Here is a 14,641-nt window from a genome sequence, read left to right on the forward strand (position 1 = left end):
TATGCCATAAGTTAACGTTACACTATCATGAAAACCATCTGGAATCGCATTGACTCTTGGCTTGCTGCTAATGCGCCAGAAATCCTGAACAATCTGCAACCTGGAGCAACCCATGAAGCTATAAAAGCAGCAGAACAATTTTTAGAAATCGAGTTTACTGAAGATGTAAAATCATCTTACCGCATTCATAACGGTCAGTTGGAAGAGAGATATTCAGTAATGCCCTACTGGCAGTTTCTTTGTTTAGAAGGAATGATAGGAGAGTGGAATTCTTGGAAAGAATTACTGGATACAGCCGACTTTAAGGAGGAAGATGGCAATGATTATGGCTGCGCTTCAGATGGACTGATTCGGACAGAATTGTGGTGGAATCCGAAATGGATTCCGATCGCTTCCAACCTCAGTGGCGACAGTCTTTGTTTGGATTTAGATCCAGCACCAGGAGGTCAAGTTGGGCAAATTATTTTTATGTGCCACGATGATGGTTACAGAGGCTTTATTGCTAAAAGTTTGCGAGAATGGTTAGAACAGTTAGCCACAGATTTAGAAGCTGGTAAATATAAATTTAAGAAAACAAGCTTTTATTTGAAAAAACAAAATGAATAATTCACGCTTAGTCAAAATTAGCAAATACCTCAGCAGACATCTGCGACACGCTCCGGATCGCATCGGCATTCAACTCGCTCCCGGTGGCTGGGTTCCTGTTAGCGAACTCCTTGATGCGTGCCAAACAAATAACTTTCCTGTTCAGCTTGCAGACCTCAAAAAAGTAGTCGCGCAAAACGACAAGCAGCGCTTTTCCTTTGACTCCACAGGCACTCTAATTCGTGCCAACCAAGGACACAGCGTAGAGGTTGACTTGCAGTTAGAACCCGCTGTTCCCCCGGATATTTTATATCACGGAACAGGTAGCACTGCCGTCAAGTCTATTCTCAGTCAAGGAATTAGGAAAATGTCGCGGCATCACGTTCATTTGTCCGTGGATATACAGACGGCGCACCAAGTAGGTGCAAGACATGGCATCCCGGCAGTCTTTACTGTAGATGCCACAGCCATGCAACGCGACGGTCATACATTCTACTGCTCGGAAAACAAAGTTTGGTTAGTAGATTTTGTGTCGCCCGCTTATCTCAAAATAAGTTGATAATTTTCACTTTTTTTGTAGAATGTGTACCACAAAAACTGTAAAATAAGAGTAAGTAGGAGTTTGTCCAAATGAGTGCGGAAGATATGGGCGATCGCGAAAACAATTTTCATCAAAACAATTCTCCAAATAGAGGTCTGCTAGGCTCTGGTTGGCGACCTTTTTACCGTCAATTTGATTGGGAACACCTGGTACATTTAGCGTCTAGCGATCCCTTAGAACTAGCTCAAAAAACTTTAGGGGCAGCTAGCGACATTGCCGACGCAATGGGACGACACCAATATACTTGGTGGGCAAATATTTTAAATGTATTCTCGGAAAATACTCGCTACGAAATTGATGAATTTTGGGATTACATTACTCCGCAGCCAGTTTACCCGGATTACCGCTACAAAGATGTTTTAGTTACCGAAACGCCTGTGGTGCAATTCGTCAGCCGCGCTAGCATTCCCATCGACTACGTGCTCAACAAACTCCAAGAGATTACTGTTTTTAAAGTTCTCGATTTGCTGGGAAAACCGGATGCGATTACCCAGTTTTTTATGGAGCGACATTTTTCTTATCCCCCGGAGCGGTTTGTTAGCTGGGAACGCTTAGAAGTTTTGGGTACTGTTTATGCTTCTTGGGCCCGATTCGGCTGCTGGCTGCAAATAGACAGCTACGACAGGGGAAGACGCTGCTACACTCTAATTTGCCAAGATATTGCGCCGCTCGTTAGCAAGGCAACTTATAATTTAGCGGTGATTCTGGGCGGGTACAAAAGCCGCGTCGGACAGGTTCACAGCCAGTTCCCAATTCGCACGTTTTCTGCGGAGGTTCAAAGTTTTACCGATACAGTTCAGCAGGCAATTTTAGATCAAAATCAGTTGGCTGTTTTGGTCAGTGGCGAACCGGGGACGGGCAAAACTGCTTGGACGCAAGCGGTAGCAAAGGAAATTTTAGTGCCACTGGGTTATGTGATTTTTATCTTAGACCACGATGCTGTGGAAAATTTTGTGCCGCCGAGTTATTTAGAGCGGATTTGTATTATTATCAACGAGGCTGATAATTTGGCTCAAGATCGATCGACCGCAGAAGCCCAACGCACTAACAAAACTGAACACATTTTGAGTTTGCTGGATGGAACTTTGTATCAAAGCGTCATTGACGAACACGGTATTCAATTTCAGCAAAAACTCGTAGTTTTGATGACTTGCAACACCACTGAAAGATTAGATCCTGCAATGTTACGGAAAGGAAGAGTGGATTTTACCAGTGAATTTACGCACAAATTTGTTTGAGCGCTCTCTTGCATTCTCAAGCTATCTGGCGATCGCACTGGCTACAGGATCTCATACCATGTTCGATGTGGGATTTGCAATTAAAGAATTGGGAATGACTGAGGAAGCTCATGGTTTGGCTCACGGGCCGGCAGTTGCATTCTTTTGGGAACTTGTCTAAAATACCGAACAATCATCAGGAAATTTTCTGACTCTCACAGTGTGGGGGAAACTTTCTTGAGTACCTATAGACCATTGGTGTCACCAATCGTCTAAAACCCTTTGTATCTCTCGTTTTTTGCCTAGTGTCCCTGCCATGTTGCGCCCCGGAATAGTCGGGGCAGGCAAGAGATCACTCCAGTCTCCTCCGACTATTCCGGGGGCGCCGGCGTGATCTATGCCTAATGGTCAAACAGCAGGCGGGCACTACCTTTAGCCTTAAGTTGATAGCAATGCCTATAGACATATCCCCATCAAAAATGATATCAATGATGGGTGATACCCTCTAAGGGTATTGTCCGAGAGAGCAAATCAGGGGAAAACAGCATTTTTGGTCTCAAACAGAGTTTTTCAAACTTGACAGCTATGGAGGAAATCCCAAACCGTGCAAACTAAGCCAGTTCAGCAAAAAAGTCAGGGACTGGGAAGGTACGTTGACGGGAATGTCCCTATCGCCCAACAACCCGCAGAGGCAGCCGTGTCGGAGAGTAAAGAGCGATTTCGGCGGTTTGTGGAGCGCTCCGCCGAAGCCGTGGCAATGGTAGATTGTGAAATGCGCTATCTGTCGGTTTCCCGTCGCTGGGAAACAGATTGCGGGTTGGGCGACGGCGAGGCGATCGGCCGATCTCATTGGGAACTGTTCCCGAATCTCCCGGAATATTGGGAGCAAAATGCCCAGGCTTGTTTGACGGGAGTTTTGGAATACAGCGAGTTTGTGGCAGGGCGATCGATCGCATCTGTATCAGGAAAAACCGCAAGCGGCTCTGTCAGCGAGTCGGTAAGATGGGTATTTCAGCCTTGGACAAATAACGAAGGTGCGATCGGCGGTTTGATTTTGTTTGCATCTAAGATAGGTGAGGGTCCCGCTCAAACTAATTGCTCTAATAAATTTCAGTCCGAGGTCAAAAGCAAGCAGTTAGAAACAATACCACAACTAACTCAAATTGCCCTCGAAAATGCTGCTGATACAATCTTTTTTAGTACATCAGACGGTCAAATTTGCTACGCGAACAAAGCCGCTTGCCATCTTTTCGGCTACTCGGAATCGGAACTGCTAAACATGAGGGTTAGCGACATCGATTCGCACTTGCCAGCGTCGGGTTGGCGAGAACACTGGGCTCAACTGAAGCAGCAAACGAACCTCACTTTTGAAACCAGTTACAAAACCAAAGACGGCGCCCGTTTTTCCGTCGAAGTTAAAGTCAATTATTTAGAATACGGCGGCTGCGAATACCGCTGTGCGATCGCCCGCGACATTTCCGCTCGCCAAATAGCAGAATCAGCGCTTTTAGAGGCGAAAGAGCAACTTCAAGCCGTGTTGGACGCCGTGCCCGGATTAGTTTCTTGGGTAAGTTCCGATTTGCGCTACTTGGGAGTAAATCGACATTTAGCTAGCGCTTACAAAATGCCTGCCGAACTATTTATCGGTCAAAAAGTAGGTTTTTTAGATACAAGTCCCAAATTTAACGATTTAGTATACGATTTCTTTGCAAACCATAAAAAGAAGACATCTCAAGAAGTAACAGCGAGCATCAGAGGAGAAAATAAAACTTATCTAATAGTGGCTCAAAAATACCATAACAATACGGCGGCGGTATTTGTGGGATTGGATATTACAGAAAGCAAACAGTCTCTTTTAGCTTTGCAAGAATCCGAAGAACGCCTGCGACAACAAGCGGCTAGATTAGAGGAGACGCTGTTAATTTTGCAGCGAGCTCAAACTCAACTGATTCAAACAGAAAAGATGTCATCCCTGGGGCAGTTGGTAGCAGGAATAGCGCACGAAATTAACAATCCAGTTAGTTTTATTTCCGGCAATGTCAGTCACGCCACCGGCTACATTCAAGAACTGCTGCGAGCGATCGACCTTTACCAAAAGTATTATCCCCGTCCCGCACCGGAAATTCAAGATTTGATGGAAGAATTAGACTTAGACTTCATCAAAAAAGACTTGCCAAAACTGCTAAATTCAATGAAAGTCGGTTCGGAAAGGATTCGCGATGTCGTGCGATCGCTCCGCTTGTTCTCGCGTACCGACGAAGCCCAAATGAAGCCTGCTGATATCCACGAAGGTTTGGACAGCACTTTGCTGATATTGCAAAATCGCCTGCAAGCTAAAGGGGGACGGCCGGGGATTTCTTTAGTTAAAGAGTACGGGGATTTGCCGCGAGTTCACTGCTATGCGGGACACTTAAACCAAGTGTTCATGCACTTGTTGACAAATGCGATCGACGCTTTGGAAGAAGGGGGGAGAAATGCCGAAAAGTATGGTAAAATGCAAAATCAGCCTTACTTGTCTTCAGGCAGGTCGAGCTCTGAAGTATTCAATCCCGAAATTCGGATTCGGACTTCTGTGGTAGGGGAAAACGAAGTTGCGATCGCCATTAGTGACAATGGTCCTGGCATGACTGAAGAAGTCCTCGACTGCATCTTTGATCCTTTGTTTACCACTAAATGTCCAGACACGAGCACTGGTTTGGGTCTAGCAATATCCCAGCATTTAGTAGTAGAAAAGCACGGCGGTAAGTTGCACTGTGTGTCGCGTCCCGGAGAGGGAACGGAGTTGATCATTAAAATTGCGATCGGCAACGATTAATTAGCTATTTACAAATAGGAAATAATATGGTAATTGAGTGGCTCAAATTTAAAGTACCTCAAGAAAAGTGGGAGCAGTTTATTCAGCGAGATCAGGAAGTTTGGACTGAGGGACTAAAAAGTTGGGACGGTTTTTTAGGCAAAGAAATTTGGGTAGATCCTGTGGAAAATGAGGTGGTGATGTTGATTCGCTGGGAAACTAGGGAGAAGTGGAAGTCTGTACCACAAAGCACAATCGAGGAGTTGGATGCCAAAATGGGCGATTTGCAAATTGCGATCGCCGAAAGTCGCGAATATCAAGTTCGCAAGTTTTTGCATTAGTTAGTCAGCAGTCATTAGTTAGGAGTTAGGAATCAAGCGTCCAATCTTCGATCAAGAGTGCAGGAACTTGACAAAAGTCTCGTTGGTTGCGAGTGATCACCGTAGCACCGACGGATAAAGCAATGGCTGCAATCCGCATATCTTTTTGCAGGCGATTTTTCCGCAGGGGCGGGTGATCTTTTAACAGTTTCTTGAGACAGGTATCAGCTTCCGGTGTAAAGTCCAGTACCTCAATAGTTTGGAGATATTTTACAGTGGTCCAAAGTTTAGAATAGAGTCCAGGTAGGTTATGCACCAGGGATGGATCGTTAATCCTGCCAACCCAGCCATTGAAGAGTTCTTGAACTGTGACAATAGTGACAGCAACCTGATGCTTTGTCGCGTTAGCGGTGACATGGGGATGATTGTAGAGAATCAGTGAAACGCAATCCGTATCCAGAATATATCGAGACACAAAAAGCCACCTCTACAAGTAATAAGAAGGATCGACTTCTGAGTCATCATCGGAGGTTCGTTCGGCGCGAATTGATTCCATAATTGCCACAAAATCGGCATCGTCTTTAAAGACACCTGCAAATTTCATCCAGGTTGGTTCTGAAGCCTGAATCGGCACGTTCCATGAAATTGCTTCAATATTTTTGAGGCGTTCTAAAAAGGTAGCTTGAATTTGTGCGATCGCCGCTTCTCGTGTTTCTGCTTTCACTTGACAGTCGGGAAACTCTCTAACAGATGCCACAACTTCCCCGGATGTGAGTGATTCTAGCAGCAGCGTCACCTTGAGGTTGGTCAAGGGATGGGACTGCGGTAATTCTAGGTTGATCATGTTAATTTTTGAAATATTAATTATGAGTTTACTTTTATTGTACCGCAGACATCGATTTGGTATTTGGTGGGAGGGGCGATCGCACTTCGTAGAATCATCGCAGTGTTGGGTATTTGGTGTGAAGGGCCATCGATCTTGATGCGTGAAAGGCGATCGGTCATCAGAAACAGGAAAGGGCGATCGCTCCAGGTTGAAAAAATAGTAAGGGCGATCGCTCTTTTATTAGACATCTCCCAAAATTAGGTTTTTGTCCAGATAGGGCAAGGCTTCCAGAATCTTTTTTGGAGATGTCTATTGTAGGCTATTTCTCCTCAGAAAAAAGAAAGGGCGCCTGGGAAACAGTTATTTTTTAATAACTACTGTTCTAGTAATCAAATCATGAAGTGCCTGACTATTCTCAGTGAAAGGAACTGAAAGAAAGTCAACTAGAACTAATACAGTCAATAACACAAAACAGAAATACCTTCTCCTGGCTCTGCTAAAAGAAATTTTATTTTCATTTAAGTCAGATACAATAAGTCCAAAAGCTCTTTTACCGAGCGTTGCCTGTCTAGGAGAACTATGATTTATCGAGTGGTAAGGCCAACCCACAATAATAAATATCAACCAAAATAGTTGATCGCTAGCTCCTGTAGAGGTGGTCGTAATGTCTATAAATAGCGCTGGAAATAGAGCTGGAAAAAATCCGGTTACTAATCCATAGATGATTGAGGTTAAGACCAACCAGATAATCAAGTCAAGGAAAAAAGCCAAGGAGCGCTTTCCAATGTTCGCATACTGCATTTCTAAAATCCTTAAATCTACTATTTTATAGTTCTCCTATAGCTCTTATAAATCATAATTTTCTTAATAAAAAACTGTTCTATTTTGCCTAAATTTTTCCTCTGATTTCACTGGTTTTACTATATTTTTGTACAAAAATGTACAAAAATGTGATCAATAATACATAAACTATTTCAATTTTCTTGAACCGATGAATCTTAAAGAAATGTTAAAGCTGGCTGATGGGATAGTATTTGCCAAAACTGGTGAGCACCTTGACGATTTACAAGCAGCGATACTCCGGGGAACTCTACAACGCGAGACATACAAGCACATAGCCAAAGACTTTGACTGTTCTGAAAGTAGTGTTAGGCAAGTTGGTTCGCAATTATGGCAGATACTTTCAGAAGAGTTGGGAGAAGATGTTAGTAAAACTAATTTTAGATCCGCAATGGAGAGGTTCCAAGTCTCTAATGTTTCAAACTTTGCACAAAACGTCAGCGAACAACACCTCACTGGTAGTTTTAACATCTGTGGAGAAGGTAGACACCCGCCAGATATATCAAACTCAGATAATGACGAAAAATCTAACTCAAAACAAACCAAAACTCTACATCAAGATTTAAGTGAAATGCCGGAGTTGGGCGATTTCTTCGATCGCACCCCCTCTCTTAACACCCTCACAACCTGGATTCTACAACAAAACTGCCGCCTCATCACCCTCACCGGTATCAGCGGCATCGGCAAAACATCCCTAGCAGTACAACTCGTACAACAAATCAAAGACGAGTTTGAGTACGCAGTTTGGTACACACTAGACGAATTCCCCACAGATAAATTTCAATCTAACCTAACACAGCTTTTTTCCCAGTCAGAAAACCCAGATTCATCCCCAACAAATCACAAACGCTTACCACTAATTAAATATTTACAAAACCATCGCTGTTTAGTAGTCTTAGATGACGTTCACAACCTTTTTTGTAGCGGTGAATTAGCAGGAAAGTATAAACCCAAATACGAAGAATATCGCTCCCTATTCAAACAGATAAAAAATTCATCCCATCAAAGTTGCTTTCTGCTAATCGGTTGGGAACCACCGAAAGAACTTCCTCAACTCACAAGCGAAAATACTCCCATTCGTACCTTACAACTCACGGGTTTAGACACCGCAGCCGCAGGGGAAATCCTCAGAGATAAAGGATTAACAGACATCGACAACTGCGAAGCACTCATTCACCGCTACCAAGCCAACCCCTTCTGGTTAAAAAGCGTGGCGACTCTGATTCAAGAGTTGGGAATCGGCGCGACCGAGTTATTAATAGATGATACCATATTGTTACCCGAAGATTTAAAAGATATTTTACAGCAGCAGTACGATCGCACTTCCGAACTCGAAAAACAAGTCATGTCATTGTTGGCGACAGAAAACCAGCCAGTCAACTTCGCGAAATTGCTACAAAACGGACACATATCATCATCAGATTTGCTAAACGCATTGCAATCTCTATCGCGGCGCTGCTTGATCGAAAAACAGGAAAGTCTTTACACTTTGCCACCTGTACTGAAGCAATATATCAAAGGGTTGTAACGGAGATGTCGCACCATTCTCGATAAATCTTTTAGGAACAGGCTTTCCGGCCTGTTCCAGACACAATAAAATTCATCTTTTGTGGAACGGGCCGGAGAGCCCCTTCTTGAGAATGGTGCGAGATTGTGGGTTTTAGCCAATTATTGTTGGTGAACCCGCCCCAACAAATTTTTGACAGAGGGTAAGATTTCAGTTATACCCAATCCGGCTTAAATACCTCCTTTATTTCTTAGTCTGCGGAGGCAGACTTTGTTTGACAAGAAGCAGTTTCAACCGCCCCATCATAAAGAGTGGTGATTGTGCTATCATAGAATACAAAACTTATTGAGTCGAGTTATATGACCACAATAACTACAGTCACAACAGCCTCAAAACTCGCTGATTACTACATCTGGTTCGCGAATGATGTAGGCTCCTATCTCAGCAACCACAAGCTACAAAAACTCTTGTACTACGCCCAAGCATGGTATTTAGCCTTTGAAGATACACCGCTTTTTGATGAAGATTTTGAAGCTTGGGTGCACGGGCCGACTATCCCGGCTTTATTTTATGAATACAAAGAACAATTTGACTGGAAGCCAATTCTGAAAGAAGTCGAAAAACCCGAGTTTCCCAAAGAAGTACAAGAGTTTTTAGACGAGTTATCCGACGAATATTTCTTTTGCGATGCCTATGAGTTAGAATTGATGGTGCGCCGCGAAGATCCTTGGATTAATGCTAGAGGTGATTTGCCAAAAGATGAACCTTCTCATGCTATTATTACCAAGGAATCAATGAGAGAATTTTACAAAAGCCGTGTCATCGAAGAAAATTAAGAAAGCAGATATACGCCGCCAGGAATCTTTATCTAGCATCAATCGTCTCGATGTAAAAATACCGGAAGGAGTTAGTTTTTCTTTCAGGTATTATCAGGATGATAAAGATAAGTTTTCACTAGGCGGCAGAGATGCTAAGTATCTAGCATCTCTATTGAGAAGGCTGCGCGATTTGTCACAATTGAACGCTCAAGAAATTATCAATAATCAAAGTAAAAGCCTGCGCTGTCATGGCATAGTTTGGAAAAATACTACTGAACCTAATGGCTTTGGCATTCCCAATGAAGCTGAGCTAGTAAATATCCCCTACCAGTTTCAAATATCTGCTAATGAATACGGCAGAGTGCATGGATTTTTTAGTGAAAATGTTTTTTATATTGTCTGGCTAGACCCCGACCACAATCTTTACAGTTGAAATTATAGCCGCAGAAAGAAGGAAGAGGGAGAATGCAATTCAAACAAATGAGCTCGTGCTTAAGATTCGAGACTTCTTGAAGGAGTTGGGAATCTCAAACAGTCTGGGACTCACTCCGACTAAAGAAACCGGGTTTTTCACCTAATCTGCAGGCTGCGACGAAGTATTTATGTAAAAAAATAGGTTTATGAACCCCATGCGTAAGTCCTAATTTTAAGAAAATTTTGCATAGAGAGCTAAAATAAAATTAACGCTTAAAAAGCCTACTCCTAGTACGAGAATGATAAAGGTGGCGATACTGAAAATAGACTTTAGGCGATCGCCAATTCCGGGTTTTTCTGAGTTCATTGGTCAATTTTTGCAGTAAATTTGAGAGGGGCAATTCAGAAAGAGTAGATTATACCAATGGGCGAACAAAAATGCAACTCCAGACAAGCTCCAAATCCCGATCGCCCTCAGTAGGTAGCATTTTTTAACTTTTAATCTCAAATCTAAAATCTAAAATGGTATTAGGCATTGTTCGGTTGGGCACAGCAGCGGCTTTGTCGATCACCCGAACTCGATTGCGCTAACTCCTGTAAAATAGAGGGCGCGTTGGGGCGAACCTTTTAAGATCCGGAATTGGGCGCGATCGCCACAGGCTCCCAAATACATAATAATATGGCAGTCATCCTTAACTTACTCACAAAGGTAAAAATAGAAGAGTGCCAAGAAATAATCTAAAACATATAACTGAAAAAAGGATAGAAATCGATGCTCCACCCAATCTCGCAACCTTACCAACAACGAGCAAATACTATGACCCAAAGAGCCGTGCGGAAGCCAAAACCCTCTGTTGCAAACCACTTGAGACCAAGTTTTCCTCAAAGGCACTGGCTGGAGATGGCAGAGTACGCCTCTCTGGCGGCCTCTGGTGTGGGTTCCCTGGCGGTGGCAGTGTCGGGTCAAGCTTTTTACGGGGTGGCTCCCCTAACTTTGGCTTTGTCGCTGAATGTTGCTAACCGATATCGCTTCGAGCAGCAAGTGCGGGTGCATCACAATTCGGAAATGGCCCAAGTCCAAAAGTCTGTCAATAAAGTCGAAAAAACGGCCGTGACGGTAATAGTTAAATTACGCAGGCAGTTGTCTGCAGATATTGCAGCGCTGCGCCAGCAAATGGCGGCAATGCCTAGGGCGGAGGGCTTTGAGGATTCTCTCGACATTCAGCGGCAGTTGCTGAGTTTAGGAGAGTCGGTAGCTTCTTTGCAAGAAATCGTGGCGTCTGCTGTGCTCGATGTCCGCCAGCAGGTGAGCGAACAACTGCAAGATTTATCGGTCGATCAACGGGCGAATCTCCAAGCTGTGGAACAGGCTATAGAGCAACTGCAAAGTGCGACGCAAGGCTTGACAGAAACTTCTATCACCCGAGACGACTGGGAAGTAGTAAATACTCGATTTTTGGAAATCCAGAAAGTCATGGCCAATTTGCAAAGCCAACTGCAAGCTCCCGCGCACCAATCAACGGCGGATTTGTCTATCGTCCAAGCTCAAATCCACCGTTTGGAACACGAGCAGCAAGAAGTTGTCAAACCTCACCTCAAGCGCTTAATCTCGGTTGTCAAGGAGTTGCAGCACATCCAAGAGAGTAGTCATTAGTCATTAGCAAGCAATCATTAGTCATCAGTCAGAAGGAAGATTTTTCGACTCAGAGATTCTGCGACTCACGCCCGATCGAGTCCAAATTTTTCGACAACTGTGTTACAAAATGAAAAGCTAATCTGTCTAGTTCACCTGTTTTCAACCTGTTACAAGAAAATTAAATGACTGCAACCGTAACTATTGCTGATAACCCGTTACTAATCGGTCAAGGATTGCCTCCATTTGACGCGATCGAACCAGAACACGTAGTCCCGGCTGTTACCCAACTGCTGACCGAACTAGAAGCCTCGCTAGCTGACTTAGAATCGTCTGTAGAGCCGACTTGGAGCGGCTTAGTAGAACCATTGCAGCGACTCGGAGAGCGTTTAAATTGGAGCTGGAGCATTGTCGGACATTTGATGGGCGTGAAAAATAGCCCGGAACTGCGATCGGCTCACGAAACAGTGCAGCCGGAAGTAGTAAAATTTTGGAGCAAGCTCAGTCAAAGCAAACCGCTTTATGAAGCTTTTAAAGCGCTGCGGGCTAGCGAAAATTGGGACAGCTTAGAGTCAGCTCAAAAGCGAATTGTCGAAGCCGCTCTCCGAGACGCCCAACTCTCCGGCGTCGGTTTAGAAGGCGAGCAAAAAGAGCGTTTTAATGCCATTCAATTAGAATTGGCGGAAATTACTACCCAATTTTCTAATCACGTCCTCGACGCTACCAAAGCATTCAGCATCACCCTCACAAACAAAGACGAAATTGACGGTTTGCCGCCGAGTTTGTTGAGTTTAGCAGCTCAAGCCGCTCGCAGCGCCGGCGAAGAAAATGCGGATGCCGAAAACGGCCCTTGGCGGATTACTTTAGACTTTCCGAGTTACGGCCCTTTCATGCAGCACAGCACCCGCCGCGATTTGCGCGAAAAGTTGTACAAAGCTTTTATCGGCAGAGCAAGTAGCGGAGAATTGAATAACTGGCCGTTGACCGATCGCATTTTAGCTTTGCGCCAGGAAAAAGCTGCTTTGCTCGGGTTTAGCAGTTATGCCGAATTGAGCTTGGCGAGCAAAATGGCTCCCGACGTTGCAGCAGTGGAAGCTTTGTTAGAAGAATTGCGCCAGGCTAGTTATGATGCTGCTATCAAAGATTTGGAAGAATTGAAAGATTTTGCAGCCGAAAAAGGCGCGGCGGAAGCTGGAGATTTGAAGCACTGGGATGTAGGTTTTTGGTCGGAACGGCGCAGGGAAGAAAAGTTTGCTTTTAGTGCCGAAGAATTGCGGCCTTATTTTGCTTTGCCACAGGTATTAGAGGGTTTATTTGGATTAGTAAAGCGGCTGTTCGGCGTGACAGTAACTGCGGCGGACGGTCAAACTCCTGTGTGGCACAAAGATGTGCGCTATTTCCAAATAGATGATGAAGCAGGAAATACGATCGCCAATTTCTATTTAGACCCCTACAGCCGCCCCGAGGAAAAGCGCGGCGGTGCTTGGATGGACGAGTGCGTGGTGCGCGCTAAATTTGTCGAAGCGGGAAAAACAACTACGCGGTTGCCGGTGGCTTATTTGGTGTGCAACCAAAGTCCTCCGGTTGACGGCAAACCGAGTTTAATGACTTTCTTGGAAGTCGAAACTTTGTTTCACGAATTCGGTCACGGTTTGCAGCATATGCTGACAACAGTAGACTATCCGGGGGCTTCGGGCATCAATAATGTTGAGTGGGATGCGGTGGAATTGCCCAGTCAATTTATGGAAAATTGGTGTTACGATCGCGCGACTTTGTTCGGGATGGCAAAGCATTACGAAAGCGGGGAAACTTTGCCGGAACACTACTACCAAAAACTGCTAGCAGCGCGCCACTACATGAGCGGCAGCGTCATGCTCAGGCAAGTACATTTTAGCAGCGTTGACATTGAATTGCACCACCGCTATCGATCGGGCGGCAGCGAAACTGTTGCCGATGTCCGCAACCGCATCGCTAAAACTACGACAGTTTTGCCTCCTCTGGAAGAAGACGCATTTTTGTGCGCTTTCGGACACATTTTTGCAGGCGGCTATGCGGCGGGGTATTACAGTTATAAATGGGCGGAAGTGCTCAGCGCTGATGCTTTTGCGGCGTTTGAGGAAGCGGGTTTGGAAGATGAAAGTGCGATCGCCTCTACAGGTAAGCGCTTCCGAGATACAGTGTTAGGATTGGGCGGCAGTTTGCACCCGATGGAAGTGTTTAAAACTTTCCGGGGACGCGAACCGAGCACTAAAGCTTTGTTGAGACACAGCGGTTTAGTTGCTGCTTAATTTAAGTGTGGAATAACTCGGGATTAATGCGGGTAAATTTATCTGCATTAATCCCGGTTTTTTGTTAACCAAAATTTACGCATATCCTGTATGTGTAGGGTGCGGTGTGCATGAAGTCTTACCGCTATAATTTATATCACATCAGGTAGGATGGGAATTATTCATCTCTCTGTTCTCTGACTCTGTGTTCTCTGTGTCCTCTGCGGTTTAATCATTCCAATTCTACCGGAAGTCATCTCATGCGTAAAACCCCTTTCTGCCTAACTTTTGCTGAATTCAAAATGTTTGTAGTAAAACTAAAGTGTTTAGATTTTTATACTAATTCCCACAATTATTGCAACATATAATCCTGCGACCATCTGTAGGGAAACGGCACTGCCGTGTCCGGCGCGAGACTCTCTAAGTTTTCAGATTTGTTATAAAATTGATAATTGTAGCCACATTTTTTTATTGGTATTAATAAAACTAAAATTTTCCCTACAAACTTATTTTATTGTAGAACATCATGCAATAAAAATCTGTAGTTTTGCACATCATCTCCAATCTTTTGGTAAAAAATCGGGCCTAAAGTGCGTTAGCGAAGCCCGCCCCTTGTATCTTAAAAGAGTGAGGACGGTCGATCGCCACGTCATTGATTCGATCATACCGACAATCAGGCGATTGAGCCGACAATCAGTCGCTCGTACCGACAATCAGTCGCTCGTACCGACAATCAGTCGCTCGTACCGACAATCAGTCGCTCGTACCGATCATCGGTCGCTCGTACCGATCATCGGTCGCTCGTAGCGACAAATGGGT

Annotated in this window: 17 protein-coding genes; 12 read left to right on the forward strand and 5 right to left on the reverse strand. The window is 44.5% G+C overall.

Features of this window, described 5'->3' with window-relative positions; translation table 11 throughout:
• Positions 1–27 precede the first annotated feature (27 nt).
• From NDI35_RS24650 to NDI35_RS24675, 6 genes are all read left to right on the forward strand, one after another.
• Positions 28–606, forward strand: a complete 579-nt coding sequence (locus tag NDI35_RS24650; protein ID WP_445315009.1) for an SMI1/KNR4 family protein — start codon at positions 28–30, stop codon at positions 604–606.
• Positions 599–1,144: an RNA 2'-phosphotransferase gene (locus NDI35_RS24655; protein WP_445315010.1), complete on the forward strand. Its 546-nt coding sequence runs from the start codon at positions 599–601 to the stop codon at positions 1,142–1,144. Before NDI35_RS24650 ends, NDI35_RS24655 begins: the two co-directional genes overlap by 8 nt.
• A 71-nt stretch (positions 1,145–1,215) precedes the next feature.
• The gene (locus tag NDI35_RS24660) at positions 1,216–2,424 is read left to right on the forward strand and encodes an AAA family ATPase (RefSeq protein ID WP_445315011.1); all 1,209 of its coding nucleotides are present in this window, start codon (positions 1,216–1,218) and stop codon (positions 2,422–2,424) included.
• Entirely contained in the window at positions 2,399–2,584 is a 186-nt protein-coding gene (locus NDI35_RS24665; RefSeq protein WP_445315012.1) for a hypothetical protein, read from the forward strand. Before NDI35_RS24660 ends, NDI35_RS24665 begins: the two co-directional genes overlap by 26 nt.
• 423 nt (positions 2,585–3,007) lie before the next feature.
• Positions 3,008–5,218: a PAS domain S-box protein gene (locus NDI35_RS24670; protein ID WP_445315013.1), complete on the forward strand. Its 2,211-nt coding sequence runs from the start codon at positions 3,008–3,010 to the stop codon at positions 5,216–5,218.
• 26 nt (positions 5,219–5,244) lie between these two features.
• Positions 5,245–5,538 carry a TIGR03792 family protein gene (locus NDI35_RS24675; RefSeq protein ID WP_333071228.1) on the forward strand — a complete coding sequence of 98 codons (294 nt, stop codon included), beginning with the start codon at positions 5,245–5,247 and terminating at the stop codon, positions 5,536–5,538.
• A gap of 25 nt (positions 5,539–5,563) precedes the next feature.
• Here the strand turns inward: NDI35_RS24675 and NDI35_RS24680 are convergent, their stop codons facing one another.
• From NDI35_RS24680 to NDI35_RS24695, 4 genes are all read right to left on the reverse strand, one after another.
• Positions 5,564–5,992 carry a type II toxin-antitoxin system VapC family toxin gene (locus NDI35_RS24680; protein ID WP_445315014.1) on the reverse strand — a complete coding sequence of 143 codons (429 nt, stop codon included), beginning with the start codon at positions 5,990–5,992 and terminating at the stop codon, positions 5,564–5,566.
• Between the two features lie 12 nt (positions 5,993–6,004).
• Complete coding sequence (locus NDI35_RS24685; RefSeq protein ID WP_445315015.1) at positions 6,005–6,361, reverse strand: hypothetical protein; 357 nt, start codon at positions 6,359–6,361, stop codon at positions 6,005–6,007.
• Positions 6,362–6,381: 20 nt separating this feature from the next.
• A complete protein-coding gene (locus NDI35_RS24690) occupies positions 6,382–6,591 on the reverse strand; it encodes a hypothetical protein (protein ID WP_445315016.1) in 210 nt (69 codons plus the stop codon).
• Between the two features lie 112 nt (positions 6,592–6,703).
• Positions 6,704–7,144: an RDD family protein gene (locus NDI35_RS24695; RefSeq protein ID WP_445315017.1), complete on the reverse strand. Its 441-nt coding sequence runs from the start codon at positions 7,142–7,144 to the stop codon at positions 6,704–6,706.
• Between the two features lie 190 nt (positions 7,145–7,334).
• Here NDI35_RS24695 and NDI35_RS24700 point away from each other — a divergent pair, with 190 nt between their 5' ends.
• The 3 genes from NDI35_RS24700 to NDI35_RS24710 all read left to right on the forward strand — a co-directional run bounded on the left by NDI35_RS24700 (position 7,335) and on the right by NDI35_RS24710 (position 9,941).
• The gene (locus tag NDI35_RS24700) at positions 7,335–8,711 is read left to right on the forward strand and encodes a helix-turn-helix domain-containing protein (protein ID WP_445315018.1); all 1,377 of its coding nucleotides are present in this window, start codon (positions 7,335–7,337) and stop codon (positions 8,709–8,711) included.
• 338 nt (positions 8,712–9,049) lie between these two features.
• A complete protein-coding gene (locus NDI35_RS24705; RefSeq protein WP_445315019.1) occupies positions 9,050–9,526 on the forward strand; it encodes a Panacea domain-containing protein in 477 nt (158 codons plus the stop codon).
• Positions 9,507–9,941, forward strand: a complete 435-nt coding sequence (locus tag NDI35_RS24710) for a hypothetical protein (protein WP_445315020.1) — start codon at positions 9,507–9,509, stop codon at positions 9,939–9,941. Before NDI35_RS24705 ends, NDI35_RS24710 begins: the two co-directional genes overlap by 20 nt.
• A gap of 213 nt (positions 9,942–10,154) precedes the next feature.
• Here NDI35_RS24710 and NDI35_RS24715 read toward each other — a convergent pair whose 3' ends face one another.
• A complete protein-coding gene (locus tag NDI35_RS24715) occupies positions 10,155–10,289 on the reverse strand; it encodes a hypothetical protein (RefSeq protein ID WP_445315021.1) in 135 nt (44 codons plus the stop codon).
• Between the two features lie 450 nt (positions 10,290–10,739).
• Here NDI35_RS24715 and NDI35_RS24720 point away from each other — a divergent pair, with 450 nt between their 5' ends.
• The 3 genes from NDI35_RS24720 to NDI35_RS24730 all read left to right on the forward strand — a co-directional run bounded on the left by NDI35_RS24720 (position 10,740) and on the right by NDI35_RS24730 (position 14,629).
• On the forward strand, positions 10,740–11,576 hold the full coding sequence (locus NDI35_RS24720; protein ID WP_445315022.1) for a hypothetical protein: 837 nt from the start codon (positions 10,740–10,742) through the stop codon (positions 11,574–11,576).
• A gap of 164 nt (positions 11,577–11,740) precedes the next feature.
• Complete coding sequence (locus NDI35_RS24725) at positions 11,741–13,843, forward strand: M3 family metallopeptidase (protein ID WP_445315023.1); 2,103 nt, start codon at positions 11,741–11,743, stop codon at positions 13,841–13,843.
• Between the two features lie 591 nt (positions 13,844–14,434).
• The gene (locus NDI35_RS24730; RefSeq protein WP_445315024.1) at positions 14,435–14,629 is read left to right on the forward strand and encodes a hypothetical protein; all 195 of its coding nucleotides are present in this window, start codon (positions 14,435–14,437) and stop codon (positions 14,627–14,629) included.
• The last annotated feature ends 12 nt before the right edge of the window (positions 14,630–14,641 follow it).

Origin of the sequence: Microcoleus vaginatus FACHB-2002, assembly GCF_040004035.1 — a bacterium.
Lineage (GTDB): Bacteria > Cyanobacteriota > Cyanobacteriia > Cyanobacteriales > Microcoleaceae > Microcoleus > Microcoleus vaginatus_C.